The sequence below is a fragment of the Conexibacter sp. W3-3-2 genome (assembly GCF_009707605.1).
Classification (GTDB): Bacteria; Actinomycetota; Thermoleophilia; order Solirubrobacterales; family Solirubrobacteraceae; genus Paraconexibacter; species Paraconexibacter algicola.
The window spans coordinates 3,883,330-3,903,207 of record NZ_WLYW01000001.1 but is presented as its reverse complement, the minus strand read 5'-3'; the positions used below and the strand labels follow the sequence as shown (position 1 = coordinate 3,903,207).

General features: G+C 73.8%; 15 protein-coding genes and 1 pseudogene. 7 read left to right on the top strand and 9 right to left on the bottom strand.

The genetic code is table 11. The annotated features are described in order from the left end of the window. Nucleotides 1–57: 57 nt before the first annotated feature. Complete coding sequence (locus GKE82_RS27290; RefSeq protein WP_196189313.1) at nucleotides 58–651, bottom strand: hypothetical protein; 594 nt, start codon at nucleotides 649–651, stop codon at nucleotides 58–60. A gap of 316 nt (nucleotides 652–967) precedes the next feature. Beyond that, complete coding sequence (locus tag GKE82_RS27285) at nucleotides 968–1,318, bottom strand: hypothetical protein (protein WP_196189312.1); 351 nt, start codon at nucleotides 1,316–1,318, stop codon at nucleotides 968–970. 334 nt (nucleotides 1,319–1,652) lie between these two features. On the opposite strand from GKE82_RS27285, the gene GKE82_RS18715 reads away from it, so the two are divergent. The 3 genes from GKE82_RS18715 (at nucleotide 1,653) to GKE82_RS18705 (ending at nucleotide 7,359) form a co-directional block, all read left to right on the top strand. Beyond that, entirely contained in the window at nucleotides 1,653–4,511 is a 2,859-nt protein-coding gene (locus GKE82_RS18715; protein WP_154734339.1) for a vitamin B12-dependent ribonucleotide reductase, read from the top strand. Between the two features lie 516 nt (nucleotides 4,512–5,027). Beyond that, a complete protein-coding gene (locus GKE82_RS18710) occupies nucleotides 5,028–6,299 on the top strand; it encodes a lipase (RefSeq protein WP_196189311.1) in 1,272 nt (423 codons plus the stop codon). Nucleotides 6,300–6,792: 493 nt separating this feature from the next. Next, nucleotides 6,793–7,359 carry a hypothetical protein gene (locus GKE82_RS18705; protein ID WP_154734338.1) on the top strand — a complete coding sequence of 189 codons (567 nt, stop codon included), beginning with the start codon at nucleotides 6,793–6,795 and terminating at the stop codon, nucleotides 7,357–7,359. A gap of 60 nt (nucleotides 7,360–7,419) precedes the next feature. Here GKE82_RS18705 and GKE82_RS18700 read toward each other — a convergent pair whose 3' ends face one another. After that, a complete protein-coding gene (locus GKE82_RS18700) occupies nucleotides 7,420–8,256 on the bottom strand; it encodes a hypothetical protein (RefSeq protein ID WP_154734337.1) in 837 nt (278 codons plus the stop codon). A gap of 175 nt (nucleotides 8,257–8,431) precedes the next feature. Next, nucleotides 8,432–9,433, bottom strand: a complete 1,002-nt coding sequence (locus tag GKE82_RS18695) for an NADP-dependent oxidoreductase (RefSeq protein WP_154734336.1) — start codon at nucleotides 9,431–9,433, stop codon at nucleotides 8,432–8,434. A 58-nt stretch (nucleotides 9,434–9,491) separates the two neighbouring features. Here GKE82_RS18695 and GKE82_RS18690 point away from each other — a divergent pair, with 58 nt between their 5' ends. Together GKE82_RS18690 and GKE82_RS18685 are read left to right on the top strand one after the other, a co-directional pair. Then, nucleotides 9,492–10,742, top strand: a complete 1,251-nt coding sequence (locus GKE82_RS18690; protein WP_154734335.1) for an NADH:flavin oxidoreductase/NADH oxidase family protein — start codon at nucleotides 9,492–9,494, stop codon at nucleotides 10,740–10,742. A gap of 47 nt (nucleotides 10,743–10,789) precedes the next feature. Next, on the top strand, nucleotides 10,790–12,259 hold the full coding sequence (locus GKE82_RS18685; protein ID WP_154734334.1) for a hypothetical protein: 1,470 nt from the start codon (nucleotides 10,790–10,792) through the stop codon (nucleotides 12,257–12,259). A gap of 35 nt (nucleotides 12,260–12,294) precedes the next feature. On the opposite strand, the gene GKE82_RS18680 is transcribed toward GKE82_RS18685, so the two are convergent. Beyond that, the gene (locus tag GKE82_RS18680) at nucleotides 12,295–12,498 is read right to left on the bottom strand and encodes a hypothetical protein (RefSeq protein WP_107568561.1); all 204 of its coding nucleotides are present in this window, start codon (nucleotides 12,496–12,498) and stop codon (nucleotides 12,295–12,297) included. Between the two features lie 227 nt (nucleotides 12,499–12,725). Between GKE82_RS18680 and lon the strand changes: the two are divergent. Next, nucleotides 12,726–15,037, top strand: a pseudogene (lon, locus tag GKE82_RS31590) (endopeptidase La). A gap of 18 nt (nucleotides 15,038–15,055) precedes the next feature. On the opposite strand, the gene GKE82_RS28995 reads toward lon, so the two are convergent. Further along, a complete protein-coding gene (locus GKE82_RS28995) occupies nucleotides 15,056–15,940 on the bottom strand; it encodes a MerR family transcriptional regulator (RefSeq protein WP_230316223.1) in 885 nt (294 codons plus the stop codon). 306 nt (nucleotides 15,941–16,246) lie between these two features. Between GKE82_RS28995 and GKE82_RS18665 the strand changes: the two genes are divergently transcribed. Then, the gene (locus tag GKE82_RS18665; protein WP_154734333.1) at nucleotides 16,247–17,005 is read left to right on the top strand and encodes a glycosyltransferase; all 759 of its coding nucleotides are present in this window, start codon (nucleotides 16,247–16,249) and stop codon (nucleotides 17,003–17,005) included. On the opposite strand, the gene GKE82_RS18660 is transcribed toward GKE82_RS18665, so the two are convergent. The 3 genes from GKE82_RS18660 to GKE82_RS18650 all read right to left on the bottom strand — a co-directional run bounded on the left by GKE82_RS18660 (nucleotide 17,002) and on the right by GKE82_RS18650 (nucleotide 19,791). Beyond that, complete coding sequence (locus GKE82_RS18660) at nucleotides 17,002–17,319, bottom strand: STAS domain-containing protein (protein ID WP_154734332.1); 318 nt, start codon at nucleotides 17,317–17,319, stop codon at nucleotides 17,002–17,004. The genes GKE82_RS18665 and GKE82_RS18660 overlap by 4 nt on opposite strands. Before the next feature lie 81 nt (nucleotides 17,320–17,400). After that, nucleotides 17,401–18,366, bottom strand: coding sequence for a heme A synthase (locus tag GKE82_RS18655; protein WP_154734331.1), 966 nt, complete (start codon nucleotides 18,364–18,366; stop codon nucleotides 17,401–17,403). Between the two features lie 21 nt (nucleotides 18,367–18,387). Then, nucleotides 18,388–19,791 (bottom strand): DHA2 family efflux MFS transporter permease subunit, encoded by a 1,404-nt coding sequence (locus GKE82_RS18650; RefSeq protein WP_230316222.1) that lies wholly within the window; start codon nucleotides 19,789–19,791, stop codon nucleotides 18,388–18,390. Between the last annotated feature and the right edge of the window lie 87 nt (nucleotides 19,792–19,878).

Sequence of the window (19,878 nt, the reverse complement as noted above, 5' to 3'; positions counted from 1 at the left end):
GCCCGACGGGGACACCGGCGCGGCGACGCCGCTGATCGAGGGGCTGCCGGTCGGCAACTACCCGCTGACCAACGAGGTGGCGCTCGCGTGGATGACCGGGATCACCCACAGCCTCGTCCCGATGTCGGTGTGGTCGCCGATGCTCTGGGCGCTCGCCGCCCTCGCCGCCGTCTGCGGGCTGCGTGCGCTGGGCGTCGACCGGCTCGTGACCGGGGTGGCGACCGCCGCGCTGCTGACGATGCCGCTCGTCGCCGTGCAGCTCGGCGGCCCGCTGACCGACCTGCCCGCCCTGACCTGGGCGGTCGTGTGCGCGGCGCTCTGCGCGGCGTCGACCCGGCGACCGTCGCTGCTGGGTCCCGCGATCGTCGCCGCCGGGCTGGCCGTCGGCACGAAGACGACGCCCGCCCCGCTGCTGCTGCTGGCCCTCGGGACCGCGGCGTGGCACGCCCGCGCGTCGCTGCTGCCGCTCGCCGCGCGGACGCTCGCGCCGTGCGTCGCGCTCGGCGCCGTCGTCGGCCTGGCGTGGATGACCCGCAACCTCGTCGACCACGGCTCGCCGCTGTGGCCGTTCGTCGAGGGCCCGGGGAGCGATCCGCTGCCGCCCGCGCTGCGGGGCTTCGACGCCTCGTTCCTCGACGACCCGTCCGGCATGCTCTCGGGCCGCGCCGACCTCTACCTCGAGACGGTCTCCGGCGGCTTCTGGCTGCTCGTCGGGGCGCTGCTCGTGCCGCTGCTGCGCCGCACGCGCGCCGCGCTGCTGCTCGCCGCTGCCACGGTCCTCGGGGTCTTCTTCTGGATGAACGCGCCCTACACGGGCATCCAGTCCGACGAGCTCGCGGTCGGCGCGACGCGCTACCTGCTCCCGGCCCTGGCCTGCGCGACCGTCGCGGTCGCGGTCGCCACCTCCGGCGCGGGGACGTGGACGCGCCGGGTCGGCACCGGCGTGCTGATGCTGTCGCTCGTCGCGTCACTGCTGCGGATGGCCGAGCTGGGCTTCCCGTACACGCCGTCGGTCGCGACGATCGTCGCGGGCGGGCTGCTCGGCGCCGCCGTCGTCGGGGCGGCCCCGCGGGTCGCCGCGCTCGAGGGACGAGTGCCCGTGCGCCGGCTCACGCCGGTGGTCGCGGCGGGCTTCGCGACGCTCGTGATGGCCGGTCAGGCGGAGGGCTACCTGCTGCGCCACGCGGGCCTGCAGCTGTTCGACCGGCCGGTGCTCGGAGCGCTGCTGCGCGACCCGACGTTCACGATCGGGGAGGGCCGCGAGGTCGCGATGGCCCCCGCGGTGCTCGGCTCGCTCGTCGGCGAGCGCCTGCAGCACCGGGTCCTGCTGATCCCGGCGGACGAGCCCTGCGCGACCACGCGGGCGCGCCGCGCGCGCGGCTGGGTGATCGCCCAGATCCAGCCCGACACCCCCGCGGGCGGGCCCTGGTGGCCTGCATGCAGGGGGAGCCCGAGCTGTTCCGCGACGGGCGCTACGTCGTCTGGTCGGCGCTCCCCCCGCGGTAGAATTTCTTTGTCCGCAAGGTCCGGGCTTTTCGTCTCCGACCCCCCGGTTGCCGTCCGACCCCTGTCGGATACTCCTCAGCCCGACGAACAGACCCCCATGTGGCCGCCCCGCCAGGGATCAGGTGGCCGGAAGAGGAGCAGGCTTGATGGACACCACCCCGCAGACGGCACTCTCGACCGACGTCCGGAGCGGCGAGCCGCTGGCCGTCCGGCGCTTCTTCACGACCCCCGGCGTCCACCCGTTCGACCAGGTCGAGTGGGAGCTGCGCACCGCCTCGGTCGGGTCGTTCGAGCAGAAGGACGTCGAGTTCCCGAAGTCCTGGTCGCTCAACGCGACGAACATCGTCGCCCAGAAGTACTTCCGCGGCCAGCTCGACTCGCCCGCGCGCGAGCGCTCGGTCAAGCAGATGATCACCCGCGTCGCGGGCACGATCGCCGACTGGGGCCGCCAGCGCGGCTACTTCGCGACCGCCGAGGACGGCGACGCGTTCGAGGCCGAGCTCTCGTTCATCCTGCTCAACCAGATGGCGGCGTTCAACTCGCCCGTCTGGTTCAACGTCGGGTTCGAGGAGCAGCCGCAGTGCTCCGCCTGCTTCATCCTCTCGGTCGACGACACCATGGACTCGATCCTCGACTGGAACACGCGCGAGGGTCGCATCTTCCGCGGCGGCTCCGGCTCGGGCATCAACCTCTCGAACATCCGCGGCAGCAGCGAGCAGCTGAGCAAGGGCGGCACCGCGTCCGGCCCGGTCTCGTTCATGCGCGGCGCCGACTCGTGGGCGGGCACGATCAAGTCCGGCGGCAAGACGCGGCGCGCCGCGAAGATGGTCGTCCTCGACGTCGACCACCCGGACATCCGCGAGTTCATCTGGTGCAAGGCCAAGGAGGAGGACAAGGCCCGCGCCCTGGCCAAGGCCGGCTTCGACATGTCGCTCGACGGCGACGGCATGCTGTCGATCCAGTACCAGAACGCCAACAACTCGGTGCGCGTCACCGACGAGTTCATGGAGGCCGTCGAGGACGGTCGCGAGTGGCGCACGAAGGCCCGCCTGACCGGTGAGCCGATCGGCGAGGCGATGGACGCGCGCGAGCTCATGCGCGAGATCGCGGACGCGGCGTGGCGCTGCGCCGACCCGGGCGTCCAGTACGACACGGTCATCAACGAGTGGCACACGTGCCCGAACTCGGGGCGCATCAACGCGTCGAACCCGTGCTCGGAGTACATGCACGTCGACGACTCCGCCTGCAACCTCGCGTCGCTGAACCTCATGAAGTTCCGCAAGGAGGACGGCTCGCTCGACGTCGCCGCCTACCAGCACGCGATCGACGTCGTGTTCCTCGCGCAGGAGATCATCGTCGGCCCGTCGAGCTACCCGACCGAGGAGATCGGCGTCAACGCCCGCGCGTTCCGCCAGCTCGGCATGGGCTACGCCAACCTCGGCGCCTACCTGATGGCCAACGGCATGCCGTACGACTCCGACGAGGGCCGGGGCACCGCTGCGGCGCTGACCGCGCTGATGACCGGCCGTGCGTACGCGCAGTCCGCGAAGATCGCGGCCGCGATCGGCCCGTACGAGCGCTACGACGAGAACCGCGAGCCGCACAACGCGGTCATGCGGATGCACCGCGACGCCTCGTACCAGATCCCCGAGGGCACCTGCGAGGACCAGGGCCTGCTCGCGGCCGCGCGCAGCTCCTGGGAGGAGGCGGTGGCGCTCGGCGAGGTCCACGGGTACCGCAACGCGCAGGCGACGGTGCTCGCGCCGACCGGCACGATCTCGTTCCTCATGGACTGCGACACCACCGGCGTCGAGCCGGCGTTCTCGCTGGTCATGTACAAGACGCTCGTCGGTGGCGGCTCGATGACGATCGCCAACCGCACCGTCCCGCTCGCGCTCGAGACGCTCGGCTACGCCGACCACGAGATCGAGCAGATCGAGGCGTACGTCGCCGAGCACAACACGATCGTCGGGGCGCCCGGCATCAAGGCCGAGCACCTGCCCGTGTTCGACGTGGCCGTCGGCGAGCGCGCCATCAGCCACATGGGCCACATCAAGATGATGGGCGCGGTGCAGCCGTTCATCTCGGGCGCGATCTCCAAGACGGTGAACATGCCGGAGGAGACCACGGTCGAGGACATCGAGGACGCCTACGTCCAGGCCTGGAAGCTCGGCATCAAGGCGCTCGCGATCTACCGCGACGGCTCGAAGAACATCCAGGTGCACTCGACCTCCGAGTCCACCGCGGTCGACGCGACGACCGGCGAGACGATCCAGGTGCCGGAGGGCTCCCTCGTCGTCACGCAGGCCGAGCTCGACGCGCTCGTCGAGACGAAGGCCGCCGGCCTCATCGCCGCCGCCAAGGAGGCGCCCGCCCGCCGGCGGATGCCGCGCGAGCGCCAGTCGCTCACCCACAAGTTCTCGATCGCCGGGCACGACGGCTACATCACCGCCGGCATGTACGAGGACGGCACGGTCGGGGAGATCTTCCTCACCGACATCGGCAAGGAGGGCTCGACCCTCCGCGGCATGATGAACTCGTTCGCGACCTCGATCTCGATCGCGCTGCAGTACGGCGTCCCGCTCGAGACCCTGGTCGAGAAGTTCGCCTACATGCGCTTCGAGCCGGAGGGCATCACCGGCAACGCGGAGATCCCGTTCGCGAAGTCGCTGCCCGACTACATCATGCGCTGGCTGGCGTCGCGGTTCTGCGACGTCGACGTGCAGCGCGAGCTCGGGATCCTGACCCCGGCGGTGCGTGCCGAGCAGGCCGTCAACGACATGGCGTACCGCCCGGACACCGACGGCCAGACGCCGCCGAACCAGGCCGCGCAGGCCGCCGCGTCGGCGACCGGCCTCGAGCTGCCGCCGATCAGCGTCGTGCCCGCCGTCGCCAAGGCGAGCCCGACGGGCGAGATGTGCCCGCAGTGCGGCAACGCGACGATGCAGCGCACCGGCGCCTGCCACACCTGCGCCAGCTGCGGCTACAACACCGGCTGCGGCTGATCCTCGGACGGAGGTTCTGACCTGACGGGAGGGGCGGCCTACTGGCCGCCCTTTCTCGTTCCCGGGTCGGGTCCGATCGGCCCGCGCGGGTCGGGATGCCTCGCTGCGGCACGCCGCCTCCGGGAGGCCTGGGTGGCACGGAATGCCTCGCTGCGGCACGCCGCCTCCGGCGGCGCACCGGATGCCGCTCGGCATCCCGTCCCACCCAGGCCTCCCGCAGCGTGCTCGGGATCGGCGTGCTCGCAAGACGGCAGCTGCGCATCACGCACCAGACGACCGTGGCGCACGGCGCCCCGCCCACGACGCTCCCGACGAGCAGCAGGCGCCTGCCCCGCCTGCTCCCCAAGCCGCCGCCCGCACCGGTCGGGTGTCCGCGCGGGTGTGGGTGGTCCGCCGAGCGACATCCGGTGGGCCGCCGGAGGCGGCCCACCGCAGCGAGGCGGACCACCCACACCCGCACCGACACCCGCACCCGACCAGACACGCGCGCCCCCCACCCTCGTTAGGCTCGCGGCCATGCGGAGGAGCGCGGGGAGGCGAGGGGTCCTGCTGGGGCTCGCGGTGGCGATGACGACGGCGGCCGGGTCGGCGGTGGCGGCGCCCTACGCGCCGGTCGATGCGCCCGGTCCGGCGCTGTCGGTGCCGCGTGCGGCCCTGGACGCGTCGCTGCGCTGCCCGGAGATCACCGGGGCGTCGCGCGACGTCGTGCTGCTGATCCCGGGCACGACGGTCGACCCGGGCGAGGCGTTCGACTGGAACTACCGCAAGGTGCTGACCGCGCAGGGCATTCCGGCCTGCGACGTGACGCTGCCCGAGCACACCAACGGGGACATCCAGGTGGCCGCCGAGTACGTCGTCGACGCGGTGCGTCGGATCCACGCCCGCAGCGGGCGTCGGGTCGTGCTGCTGGGCTGGAGCCAGGGGGCGAGCACGCTGCCGCGGTGGGCGATCCGCTTCTGGCCGGACATCCGCCCGATGATCTCGTCGCTGGTCGGGCTCGCGCCGCTCAACAACATCGGCTCGGCCGTCGCGACCGGGGCGTGCGCGATCGGTCGCTGCGTGCCCGCCGCGTGGCAGCAGCGACGCGACTCGGCGTTCATGGCCGCCCTGAACTCCCGGCAGCAGACCTTCCCGGAGATCGCGTACACGGCAATCTTCACGCGCACCGACGAGGTCGTGACCCCGAACGTGGACGGGGCGCTGTCGGTGCTGCCCGCGGGCCCGAACGTCACGAACGTCGCCGTCCAGGACGTGTGCCCGACCGACGTCTCCGAGCACCTGGCGATCATCGCCTCGCCGGGTGCCTACGCGGTCGCCATCGACGCGATCCGCCATCCGGGAGCGCCCGCGGACCTGCGACGCTCCGCCCCGCCGGCGGTGTGCCTGCCCGCGCTGATGCCCGGCGTGGCCGCGAACGAGTTCCTGACCGAGGAGGCGCGGATCGCGTCGAACGTCGGGCCACGCCTGCTGACCGGGCAGGTCGAGGCCGAGCCGGCCCTGCGCTGCTACGTCACCGCCTCGTGCCCGCCCGCGCCGACCGCGGTCGGCGCCCCGCCGCGGGCGTGCACGGCGCGCCCGGCGCTCGCGCTGCGCGCCCGCCCCGGGCGGCGGATCGTGCGCGCCGTGATCCGGGTCGGTGCGCGACGGGCGCAGGTCGTCCGCGGCCGGGACCTGCAACGGGTGCGGGTGCGCCGCCCGGCGCGCGGCACCGTCACGGTCCGCATCACCACCCGGGACGACCGCGGCCGCACGCGCACCACCACGCGCCGTCTGGCGGCCTGTCGCTGAGCGCGGCGCGCGCCCGCGCGATCGGGCGCCCGCGCCGGGCCGTAGGACGGTTGGAGGGTCCCGTCCCGGGTATCCCTCCCTCAGCACGCCCGGGCCTTCAGCGACGGCCGGTGCGTGCCGATGAACGTAGGAACGGAATCACCCATGACGAAGGAAGGAGGACCATGAAAGTCCTCTGTGCGAAGTGCCTGCGGCTCTGGCCTGCGGCACGCGTGTCGGATCGAGCGAGCTGCCCGCACTGCGGCGGCTACCTGCGCCACCAGTAGGCGTCGCCCTCCGGCCCCAATGACCTCCGAGGCCCCGTCCGGATCACCGGGCGGGGCCTCCGTCGTCCAGGGGCCCTGGACCTCCTCCTTTTCGGGGATGCGCCGCCCGGGCGGTCGTCCACGGTCGCCCGGGACCCGTCAAGGCGCACCGCGCGGGACCCGATCGACGGGCAGGGCCGCACGGACCGCGGCCCGGTCAGCACACACACCCACGGAGAGGGTTCAGCATGCACACCGCCGTCGTGGCTCCTCGCAGCCATCGCACCGTCGTCTACTGCGTCGTCCCCGCCGACCTCGCGAAGCTCTACCACCCGCTGCGCAGCTGGTTCGCGCACTGGCCGGGTGTCGAGGTCGTCCTGGACCGGCGCTCCGCCAGCCCCGACCCGGCGAACGTGCCCGCGGTCGACCGACGCGCCGCCGGTGGCACGGCGCCGGCCCGGATCCCGGAGCTGCCGCGGATCGCCACGGCGTACGCGGACCGCCTTGCCTGGGTGCAGCGTCCGGTCGCCCGTGAGCCGGAGCTCGCGCGGGGCGACGACCGCGCCGACGCGCAGCGTCTGGCCGCCGGGGACGAGCGGGCGCTCGAGGACCTGTGGCTGCGGCACTTCACCGACGTGCACCGCCGGGTGGCTCGCGCGACGGTGCGGCGCAGCCGCCAGCACGCGCTCACGACGGCAGCGTTCACGCGCGCCGCGGACGCCGTCCGCGCCCGGCCGGACGTGGAGGTCGAGCAGGCGCTGCGGGTCGCGGTCGACGACCTGCTCGCGGACCGTCGCCGGTCGCCGTTCGCCTGAGCCCGAAGCGCTCGCGCACCGGTCGTCCTGCCCGCGCCGGGCGGGACGCCGGGGCCCCGCTCAGCGGGAGGGACGGGCGCCGCGCAGCCAGGACCGCAGGCGCCGGTTGTGCGCCTCGTGCGCGGCGCGCCAGCGGCCGAGCAGCGCGACGGTGTCCCGGCGGGCCTGTGACGGCAGCTGCGCGTTCGCGGCCGCCAGGTCGCTCACGAGCTCGCGCGCCGGGGCGTAGAGCACCTCCCGGCCGACCGCGGTGAGGTCGTGGTGACCGTCGGCGGTCTCGACGAGCCGCAGGTCCCGCAGGCGGGTCAGCAGGTCGAGCGTCTCGCCCTCGCTGAGCGCGAACCGCTCGGCGAGCGGCCCGACCCGCGAGGGAGCAAGCGCGAGATCGGCCAGCACGAGGAACTCGACGACCCCGAGGCCGCCCGCGCGGGCGGCGAGCACGATCCCGGTGCGCAGCGCGATGCCGAGCTCGGCGAGTGCGCGGAGCGTCTCGTCGGCCAGCGGCTCGGGCTGCGCCGGGACCGGCCGGGCGGCCGGGAAGCGCCCGGCGCCGGGCAGCGGAACGGGAGCCGCGCCGGTGGCGGTGTCGTCCGCGGGACGAGGCCCGCTGTCGGTGACGAGCGCGAGGGCGGCGGCGAGCGTGGTGGCGCGCTCCCCCTGGTAGGCGGCGGCGTCGAGCGCTCGCGCGTCCCCGTGCGGGTCGGCCACCACGACCGTGCGCAGCCCCTGCCGCGCGAGCTGCTCGTGGGCCGAGCGCGCGGCGAGCCCGTGACCGTAGGACAGGGACCCGGGCGCGCCCTCGAGGACCACGCCGCTCACCCCACTCGCGACCGCCGCCTCGACGCGGGCGAGGAACCCCTCTGCCAGGGGCGCTGTGGGCAGGGCGACGACGGCCACCCGGGGAGGGGGCGCCGGATCCGGCCCGGGAATCGGTGACCGCGACTGGGGGAGCTGCATGCTGGCTGACCGTCGGCCGGAACTGGACTCTGGCCGTCGGGGAACCGTACGCCTCCCACGCCGGAACGGTCCGCTGCAACTCGGACAAGATCCGCGCCGGGCGTTGTCCGAATCGTCAGACGGCGAGCACGAGCTTCCCGGTGTTCTCGCCGCGGAAGAGGCGTAGCAGCGCGTCGGGGAAGGCGGGGACGCCGCCATCGACGACGTCCTCGCGGGCCACGAGCGATCCCTCGGCGAGCCACCCGGCCATCTCCTTGGCGGCCTCGGCGTAGCGGTCGGCGTAGTCGAAGACGACCATGCCCTTCATCGACGCGCGGTTGACGAGCAGCGACAGGTAGTTCGCGGGACCGGCGACGGCCTCGGTGGCGTTGTACTGGCTGATCGCGCCGCAGATGACGACGCGCGCACCGAGGTTCAGCCGGGCGAGCGCCGCGTCGAGGATCTCGCCGCCGACGTTGTCGAAGTACACGTCGATCTTCGGGGCCAGCTCGCGCAGGGCCTTCGGCACGTCCGCGGCCTTGTAGTCGATTGCGGCGTCGTAGCCGAACTCCTCGATCAGCAGCCGGCACTTGTCCTCCCCGCCGGCGATCCCGACGGTGCGGCAGCCCTTGATCTTCGCGATCTGCCCGACGACCGAGCCGACCGCTCCCGCGGCACCGGAGACGACGACCGTGTCGCCCTCCTGGGGGCGCCCCTCGGTGAGGAGACCGAAGTACGCGGTCATGCCGGTCATCCCGAGCACGCCCAGGTAGGTCGGGAGCGCCGCGAGCGACGGGTCGACGCGGGTGAGGCCCTGACCGTCGCTGATCGCGTACTCCTGCACGCCGAGCGCCCCGACGACGTGCGAGCCGACGGGGAAGGCGTCGTGGTGCGAGGCGACGACCTCACCGACCGTCCCGGCGCGCATGACGTCGCCGATCCCGACGGGTGCGATGTAGGAGCGGCCCTCGTTCATCCAGCCGCGCATCGCCGGGTCCAGGGAGATGTGCGAGATCCGGACGAGGATCTCGCCGTCGCCCGGCTCGCCGACCGGCTCCTCGGTCAGCGTCCAGTTCTCGTCGGTCGGGAGGCCGACCGGGCGGGACGCGAGGCGGATCTGGCGGTTCGTCGTGCTCATGTCGCGACCCTACCCGCGTGCCGTTCGCCGGACGCGTCGTGTGCGATGGTCCACACCCATGACCGACACCGCGCACGATCCCGCGAGCACCGGGAGCGCCGACCCGCTCGCCGCGCCGCTGCGGCTCCCCAACGGCCAGGAGCTCGCGAACCGCTTCGCGAAGGCGGCGATGAGCGAGCAGCTCGGCGACCGTCGCAACCGCCCCACGCCCGCGCTGGAGCGGCTCTACGAGCGCTGGGGTCGCCGCGGCACCGGGCTGCTGATCACCGGCAACGTGATGGTGCACCGCGACCACCTCGGCGAGCCGCACAACGTCGTGATCGACGACGACCGCGACCTCGCAGCGCTGACGCGCTGGGCGACGGCGGCGCGTTCCGGGGGCGCGAAGGTCTGGGCGCAGGTCAACCATCCGGGCCGGCAGGCGCTGCGGATCGCCGGCAAGCACCCGGTCGGCCCGTCCCCGGTGCGCCCGAAGGTGCCGGGCTCGGTCACCCCGCGCGAGCTGACCGGCGCGGAGATCGAGGACGTCGTGGCGCGGTTCGCGACGACCTCGGCGGTGCTGGAGCGCGCGGGCTTCGACGGGATGCAGGTGCACGGCGCGCACGGCTACCTCGTCAGCCAGTTCCTCTCGCCGCTGGCCAACCAGCGCACGGACGACTGGGGCGGCACGCCGGAGAAGCGGATGCGCTTCCTGCTCGAGGTGGTGCGCGCGATCCGCGCGGCGGTCTCGCCGGGCTTCGCGGTCGGCGTGAAGCTCAACTCGGCGGACTTCCAGCGCGGGGGGTTCACGCAGGAGGAGTCGATGGCGGTCGTCGAGGCGCTCGGCGCGGAGGGCATCGACCTGCTGGAGATCAGCGGCGGCACCTACGAGGCACCCGCCATGGTCGGGCTGGAGGCGGCGACCTCGACGCAGCAGCGCGAGGCGTACTTCCTCGACTACGCCGAGCAGGTCCGCGAGCGCACGGCGATCCCGCTGATGCTCACGGGCGGCTTCCGCAACGTCGGGGCGATGCGCGACGCGCTGGCCTCCGGGGCGATCGACGTCGTGGGGATCGGACGCCCGCTCGCGGTCGACACGGACGGTCCCGCCGGGCTGCTGGACGGGTCACGCACGAGCATCCGGGCCGGTGACAAGAAGCTCGGGCACAAGCAGCTCGACGGGCTGGTCGACCTCTACTGGCACACCCGGCAGCTGCACCGCATCGGCGCGGGTCGCAACCCCGACCTGCGCGAGCCGGCGCCCGTCACCCTGGCCCACGCGATCGTGGGCAACGGCTGGCGCGCGCTGCGCCGGCGCCGCGGCGGCTGAGCCCGCTTACCAGTAATTCAGATCGGTTTTGTTGTATTCATGGAGGGGTGCGCTTCCTGCTCCTGACTCCGGCCCTGCTCGCGACGCTCGGCCTACTCGTCTGCGCCCCCGGCGCCTCGGCCGCCTTCGGCCCGTTCGCTCCACCGAACCCGTTCACCGCCCCGACCGGCGCGGCGACGATGCACGGCGACAGCGCGCAGTCCGACGCCACGCCCTTCCCGGGACCCGGGACGGGGCCGTTGGACGTCCGGGCGCAGACGCTCGGCGCCGCGTGCCCGACCGTGCTGCAGGGCCGCGACGGGGTCCCGCTGGCGCTGTGCACCGCGATCACGACCCGGCGCCCGACGGTGTACGAGCTCGACCCGGCGACCGGCGCGCCCGTGGCGTCCCTGGCGCTGTCGGCCTCGGGGAACGTCTTCGGCGGCGTCTACCCGTACCTCGACCACGAGGACCGGGTCGTGGTCTTCGACGGGCAGGCGAACCTCCTGCGCGTCGCGCACGACGGACCGGGGCTGCGGATCGCATCCTCGATCCCGGTGGGCCGGACGCTCGAGCGGCTGTGCCCGGAGGCGTGCGGCGGCGTGGTCGGCTCGGCGCCGGACTGGCGCGGGCGGGTGTGGTTCGCCACGGCGCGGGGCGTCGTCGGCTTCGTCGACCCGCGGACCGAGGAGGTCCAGACCCTGCGCCTGGGCGAGGGCGAGATCGTCGCGAACTCGATCGCGACGGCCCCCGGGGCGACCGCGATCGCGACCGACCACGCGCTGTACCTGCTGACCGCGACGCGCGACGGGCGCGCGAAGATCGTGTGGCGCGCCGCCTACGACCGGGGCCCGGCGCGCAAGCCGGGGCAGCTGAGCCGCGGGACCGGCGCCACGCCGACCTTCTTCGGCCCGCGCGACGGCGCCCGCTACCTGGCGATCACGGACAACGGCGCCCCGAACGAGCGGCTGCTGGTCTTCGACACGGCCGCGCGCGCCCGGCCGACCGCCCGGGGGCGGCGCGGCGCCAAGCGGCCGCGGATCGTGTGCGACATCCCCGTGCTCACCGGCGGCCTGTCAGGCACGGAGAACTCGCCGGTCGGCTCGGGCCGGTCGATCTTCGTCGCCTCGACCTACGGCTACCCGTACCCCGCGCAGCCTTCGGGCGTCGAGCCCGCGCGGCCCGCGACCGCCGACTTCACCGGCGGGATGACGCGGGTGGACCTGCGCCCGGGTGGCGTGGGGTGCGACGTGCGGTGGCAGAACCGCGTGCGCTCCTCGGCCGTGCCGCGCCTGAGCACAGGGGACGGCCTGCTGTACACGATCGACCGTCGGCCGTTCGTGCCCGGAGGCGCACCGGGGCTGCTCGACTCCTACGACGCGGTGGCGCTGGACGCCGAGACGGGCGAGGTCGCGGCGCGTCGCACGATCGGGCGGGGCGCGGCGGCGGACACCCTGCAGCTGGCGCCGACGATCGTGCCCGGACGCGTCCTCTACCAGGGGACGATCACGGGCGTGACGCGCGTCGCCGCGCGCTGAGGGCGACCGACCGGTCGGTCGGGCCTGGGTCGGCGTCAGCCGACCTGCGGGCCGGACAGCTGCGCGCGGAGCGTGGCGATCTCGGTGACCGCGGCACCGACCCAGTGGACCTCGGCCTCGCGGATCATCTCGTCGAGCTCCGCGAGGGTCGGGCCGTCCAGGGTCACGGCGCCCGCGACCACGGCGTCGCGCTCGGCGCGCAGCTCCTTGAGGGTCTCGTGGGCGTGGAAGGCGTGCATGGCTCTCATTCAACGTCGGTACGTGCGTCGCGTTACGTGAGGACTCCGTGAGGCTCGACACACGTTCCGCGAGCGGCGCGGGAATCCTGTCGCGGAGCCGGTCACCCCTCCCTGCTACCTTCAGCGCAGCAAGCAGACGATCTCAGTCCGTTCGACGCAGATCACTATACGCACTGTGGTACCGTTTGCGCAAGCAACGGTTGAACTCCTCAAAGGATCCGTACAACATGGCGTCTCTTCTGCTCATCCCGCTCGACGACACGGTCATCTTCCCGACGATGGACGTCACCCTCCCGGTCGACGTCGGCGACGAGGACCGCGTCCTGCTCGTCCCCCGCCACGAGGGCGAGTACGCCTCCGTCGGCACCATCGCCGCCGTCCGCGACAGCGTCCGGCTCCCCGGAGGCGCGCGCGGCGCGGTCCTCGAGGGCATCTCCCGCGGCATCATCGGCGCCGCGCACAACGACCCGATGGGCAAGCTGCGCGCCGAGGTCACCGAGTCCCCCGACGCCACGCCCGTCGACGGCAGGACCCGCGACCTCGAGCGCGAGTACCGCGCCGTCGTCGACGAGCTGCTCGAGCTGCGCGGCGACGACGGCCGCATCGCCGGCTTCGTCCGCTCGATCGCCGAGCCCGGCGCCCTGGCCGACACCTCCGGCTACGCGCCCGACCTGACCTTCGAGCAGAAGGTGAAGCTGCTCGAGACCACCGACGTCACCGAGCGGCTCGAGCTGGCGCTCGAGTACCAGCGCGAGCGGCTCACGCAGCTGCAGATCCGTCGGCGCATCCGCGAGGACGTCGAGTCCGGCGCCCAGAAGCAGCAGCGCGAGTACCTGCTGCGCAAGCAGATGGAGTCGATCCGCCGCGAGCTCGGCGAGGACGACGCGTCGTTCGTCGACGAGTACCGGCGCAAGATCGACGAGTCCGACATGCCCGAGCACGTCCGCGAGCAGGCCGAGAAGGAGCTCGCCCGGCTCGAGCGCGCCGGTGAGGGCGGCGGCTCCGAGGCGCAGATGATCCGCACCTACCTCGACTGGCTCATCGCCGTCCCGTGGGGCGTCACCAGCGAGGAGAAGCTCGACCCGCAGTTCACGCGCGAGACGCTCGACGGCGACCACTTCGGGCTCGACGACGTCAAGGACCGCATCGTCGAGTACGTGGCGATCGAGAAGCTCCGGCGGGAACGCGGGATCGAGTCCGACAAGAAGTCGGGCGCGATCCTCACCCTGATCGGCCCCCCGGCACGGGCAAGACGTCGATCGGCGAGTCGATCGCCAAGGCCACGGGCCGCGAGTTCGTCCGCATGTCGCTGGGCGGCGTGCGGGACGAGGCCGAGATCCGCGGCCACCGCCGGACGTACATCGGCGCCCTGCCGGGCCGGCTGGTCCGCGCCCTGCGCGACGCGAAGACGATGAACCCGGTGATCCTGCTCGACGAGATCGACAAGGTCGGCGCCGACTACCGCGGCGACCCGACCGCGGCGCTGCTCGAGGTGCTCGACCCGGCGCAGAACTCGACCTTCCGCGACCACTACCTCGACCTCGAGCTCGACCTCTCCCAGGTCCTGTTCGTCGCCACCGCCAACCAGGCGGAGACCATCCCCGGTCCGCTCCTGGACCGCATGGAGGTCATCCGCTTCGACGGCTATACCGTCATGGAGAAGACCGCGATCGCCCGCGACTACCTGTTCCCGCGCCAGCGGGAGCGCAACGGGCTGCGCGAGGGCGAGGTCGCGATCACCGAGGACCTGCTGCGGACGATCGTCGCCGAGTACACCCGCGAGGCCGGGGTCCGGCAGCTCGAGCGCGAGCTCGGCACGCTGCTGCGCAAGACCGCCACGCGGATCGCCTCCCGCACCGCGCAGGAGCAGGAGGAGGCCGACGCGATCACGATCGACCTCGAGCAGATCCGGGAGGCGCTGGGCCGCCAGAAGGTCTTCCAGGAGGCGGCCGCCCGCACCGCGGTGCCGGGCGTCGCGACCGGCCTGGCGGTCACCGGTGTCGGCGGCGACGTGCTGTTCGTCGAGGCGACGGAGATGGCCGGCAAGGGCCTCGGCGGGCTGACGCTGACCGGGCAGCTCGGTGACGTGATGAAGGAGTCCGCGCGGATCGCGCTCACCTACGTGCGCGGGCACGCCGACGAGCTCGGCATCTCCGACGACGCGTTCGTGGACCGCGAGTTCCACGTGCACGTCCCGGCCGGCGCGATCCCCAAGGACGGGCCGAGCGCGGGCGTCACGATGGTGACCGCGCTGGCGTCGCTGCTCAGCGGCCGGCCGGTGAAGCACACGGTCGGCATGACCGGCGAGGTGACGCTGCAGGGCCGGGTGCTGCCGATCGGCGGGCTCAAGCAGAAGGTGCTCGCCGCGCACGCGGCCGGCATCACCGACGTGATCCTGCCCGAGCGCAACCGCGGCGACCTCGACGACGTGCCGCAGGACGTTCGCGAGCAGATGACGTTCCACCCGGTCATGACGATCGGCGAGGTGCTCGAGGTCGCGCTCGAGCCCGCCACGGCCCCGGTCCGCGCCGAGGCGTAGGCGGGGAACGGCTCCCGGTCAGGCGACCGCGGCGTCCCCCGGGGACGTCGCGGTCGGCGGCCCCGGCAGCGCCGCGAGCGCCTGGGCCGCCGCCGCCGTCCCGGGCGGCAGCCGGACGACATCGAGGTCCGCGTCCAGCACCGCCCCGTGCGTCAGGCACAGGGCGGGCGGGCGCGCCGCCGACGCGAGGCGCTCCGCGATCGCCGTGAGGCGGCCGCGGTCGCGTCCGCCGAGGACGACCGCCCGGGCCTGCGTGACGCGCACCGCGCGCGCCCAGCCCTCCGGCCCGGTCGCCACGGTCAGCACGAGCGGCTGCAGCCCGACCCGGCGCACCGCGAGGGCCAGCACCGCCGAGGTGGCGACCGCGACCGTCGCCGGGGCGCCCTCCTGCACGAGCACTCGCGGCGCGTCCGGGCGCACCGGCGGCTGGAGCCGCGCGACGAGCTCGCACCAGCGGCGGACCACCCGCCCGGCGTGCTCGAGCTCCGCCGACCCGTCCTCGAGCGCCTCGACCGCCGGCACCACCAGCTCGTCGAGCGTCGCCTCCACCCCGCGCAGCACGCTCTGGCGCTCGAGCTGGTCGATGATCGCGTCGTCGGCGAACCGTCGCAGCGCCGCGGTCAGCACCTGGCGGGCCGGCGTGGTGCTCGCCATCGCGCGGGTGCGGGCGACCGCGGCCCGGATGTCCCCGGTTTCCTGGAGGCCGACGGCCAGCGCCTCGAGCTCCCCGAGGTCGTAGACGCGGTGCCCGCCGGGGCTGCGCCGCGCGACCGGGACGCCGAAGCGCCGCTCCCAGGAGCGCAGCGTGTTCGGGCTCACCCCGAGGACGCGGGCGGCGACGGTCGTCCGCGCGGTCTCGCTCGGTCGACGGTCGGTGCCGTCGCCGGTCCTGCTGCTGTCCATGCCTGCCCCCAAGCACTGACGGTGGTCGTCTTCCCGGTCAACGGTACCGCGGAGTTTGCGGGGTCGGGGCCGAACGATCCTTGCGTCCGCGGGCCGCCCTACGTTTCATCGCGCACGAGGGTGTCGTCCATGGCCAGGCCCATGCACATCTACGCAAGCGCCTTCTCTCGCCGAGAGCGGTCTCGTCGCGCCTGGAGACGGCGCCGCACCGCGATGATCCCGGTCGTCCTCGGAGGGCTCACCGGAGCGCTGCTCCTCGCGGCCGTCCAGCTGGCGCCGTCGATCGTCGGCGCGGTCCTCTAGGGCGTGCCCCCGGCGGACCCCGCCCGGGCGACCATCGTCATCCCCTGCTTCGACGAGGCGCGACGGCTGCCCCGCGACGGCGTCCTCGCGCTCACCCACAGCGCGGACGTCCTGCTCGTGGACAGCGGCAGCACCGACGGCACCCCCGCACTGCTCGCCGAGCTGGCCGCCGACAGCCCGCACGTCCGCGCGCTGACGCTCGCGCGCAACCGCGGGAAGGGCGAGGCGGTCCGCCACGGACTGCTCGCCGCACTCGACACGGGCGCGCAGCGGCTCGCCTACTTCGACGCGGACTTCGCCACCCCCGGAGAGGAGATGCTGCGCCTGCTCGACCTGCTGGACCGCAGCCCGGACACCTCGGTGCTGCTGGCCTCGCGCGTCGCGCTGCTCGGCCGCGACATCCGCCGCTCCGCCAGCCGCCACTACCTCGGGCGGGTGTACGCGACGGTCGCGTCGCTCGCGCTCGACCTGCCGGTCTACGACACGCAGTGCGGCGCCAAGGCGCTGCGCCGCACCCCGGCGCTCGAGGCGGCGCTCGCCCGGCCGTTCCGCACCCGCTGGGCGTTCGACGTCGAGCTGCTCGGGCGGCTGCTGGCGACGCCGGGGTTCCGCAGCGAGGAGATCGTCGAGGAGCCGCTGCGCGCGTGGGCCGACGTGGCCGGCGGCCGGCTCATCCCGTGGGAGATGGCGCGCGCGCTCGGCGAGATCCTCGCGCTCTGGCGGGCGCTGGCACAGGACCGCGCGCGGGGCTGGTCGTCCTAGACGGCGAGCCCGAAGGCGGGGAGCAGCCCGAGCAGGTCGAGCACGCGGTGCGCCGGGCCCTCGGGGCAGACGAGGTCGAACGAGGCCCCGGCGTCGACCGACTCGCGCCGGGCGCGCAGCAGCACGCCGACCGCGGTGGAGTCCAGGAAGCTCAGCTCCGTGAGGTCGACCTGGAGGTGCTCCTCCCCCGCCTCGACGAGCTCGCGCACGCGGTCGCCGACCGGCGGCGCGGTCAGCAGATCGGCCTCGCCGCGCAGGGCGAGGACCACGGTGTCGCCGTCATGGCGCTCGGTCAACGTCAGGAGGTCGTTCATCCGGTCCCGGCAGCACCAACGCACGAACGGGCGAAGAGTTGGGGTCCCCGCCCGCAAGTGGGCGCATAGACGCTCTTGTGGTCAGGCGGTCTGGCCGACCATCTCGCGCGCCGCGGGCGCGCGCTCCGGCAGCCGGCCGGCGGCGGCACGCCCGTGCACGAATCCCACCCAGGTGAGCGTCGCGAGCGCCACGTGGACCCAGACGAGCTCGGCCGGCAGCTCGAGCTGGTACTGCACGATGCCCAGGACGCCCTGCGCGGCCATCAGCGCGAGCGTGAGCAGCAGCGTCGTACGCAGCTCCTGCGAGCCGTGCGTGCGGGCGCGGAACCACGCGGCGATCGTGAGCAGGCCGAGCACGGTCACGACGACGCCGTGCACGTGGATGATCAGCCGCAGCGTGTCGTCGCCGAACCAGTCGAAGCGGCCGACGAACTCCCCGGTGCCCGAGGCGCCCGCGTGCGGGCCGGCCGCCGTCGAGATGGTCCCCAGCGCGATCGCGACGAACGCCATCACGTACAGGACGCGCATCCCGATCACGAGCGTGCGGTCGGTGCCCGCGGCCCGGACCTCCTCCGGCGAGCGCGAGGAGCGCCACCACAGGTCGAACGCCCAGATCAGCAGGACCATCGAGACGAGGTAGTGGGTCATGACCCAGCCCGGCGCGAGCTGGAACAGGACCGACAGGCCGCCGATGACCGCCTGCAGCACCACGCCGAGCGGGAGCGACAGCGCCAGGTACTTCAGGTCCGGGCGGGCGGGCTTCACGAGGAACACGCCCAGCCAGGCGGCGACCGTCCCGGCGGACACCACGAACGTCAGCAGCCGGTTGCCGAACTCGATCACGCCGTGCGTGTCGAGCGACGAGTGGACCGAGGTCTCCGTGCACTTCGGCCACGTCGGGCAGCCCAGGCCGGAGCCGGTGAGCCGCACCGCCGCGCCCGTGAACACGATGAGCGACAGCAGCACGAGCGCCGCGAACGCGATCCTCGTGTAGCGCTCGGGCGTGATCGGATGGCGTTCCTGGAAGGCGAGAAGACGGTCGCGCACGACCACGGATTGTGCCGGACCTCAGCGCGCGGCGGCGCCCGGCCGCAGCGCCAGCAGGGCGGTCAGCGCGCCCAGCACCAGCAACGCGGCGCTCACCACCATCCCTGCGTGGAAGGCGTCGAGCGCGTCGGCGGGCGCCGCGTCCCCGAAGGTCGCCGCCCCGAGCCGGCCCGACACGACCGCACCGACGCCCGCGATCGCGAGCAGTCCCGCGACCCGCGCGATCGCGTTGTTCACCCCGCTGGCGACCCCGGCGTGCCGGTCGTCGACCGCCCCGAGGACCGCCGCCGTCAGCGGCGCGACGGTCATCGACAGCCCGAGGCCGAAGACGAGGACCGCGGGCAGCACGTCCGCCAGGTAGTCGCCGCGCTCGTCGACCCGCAGGTAGAGGAGCATCCCCGCGGCCATGATCGCCGGGCCCGCCGTCATCAGCAGCCGCGCGCCGACCCGCTCCGCGAGCGCCCCCCAGCGGCGCGACAACGTCACCATCATCAGCGTCACGGGCGTCAGGGCGAGTCCGCCCTCCACCGCGTCGTAGCCCGCCACCTGCTGCAGGAACAACGCGACGAAGAACGTCGCCGCCCCGAGGCCGGCGTACACCGTCAGCGTCGTGGCGTTCGCGGCCGCGAAGCCCCGCTCGGCGAACAGCGACAGCGGCAGCATCGGGTTCGGCGTGCGACGCTCGTACGCCACGAAGCCGGCGAGCAGCGCGACACCGAGCCCGAGCGGTGCCCACACCAGCGGGTCGCCCCAGCCGTGCACCGGCTGCTCGATCATCCCCAGCACCACCCCGCCGAGGCCGAACGCGGCGAGCGCCGAGCCGACCACGTCGACGTGCCGACCGTCCGTCGTGCGCGGGGCCAGCGCCGGGACGTGCCGCAACGTCAACCACAGCGTGACCGCCACCACCGGCACGTTGATGGCGAAGATCAGCCGCCAGGACACCGCATCGACCAGCAGGCCGCCGAGCGGCGGGCCGAGCGCGATCGCGCCACTCGTCCACGCCGTCCACGACCCGATCGCCGCACCACGCTCGTGCGGGTCGCGATGGATCTCGGTGAGGATCGCCAGCGTGCTCGGCACCAGCAGCGCCCCCGCCACGCCCTGCAGCGTGCGCGCGGCGATGAGCGTCTCCACCGTCGGCGCGATCGCGCACAGGACGCTCGTGACGCCGAACCCGCCGATGCCGAGCGCGAAGACGCGACGTCGGCCGAACAGGTCGCCCAGCGAGCCGCCGGTGAGGATGAGCGCGCTCAACGTCAGCAGGTAGGACTCCACGACCCACTGCTGCCCGGCGAGCGACGCGTCGAGATCCTCCTGCAACGCGGGCAGCGCGACGTTCACCACCGTCGAGTCCACGAACACGACCGCCGAGCCGAGGATGCACGCGAGGAGGGCGAGGCGCTTGGCACGCGCGTGCATCATCGGGGTCCGCCGAGCCTCCGGAAGCGGTCGAGCGAGATGACTTCCGCGGGGATCATGCAGCCGACCTTTCGCCGGAAGAGTATGTGA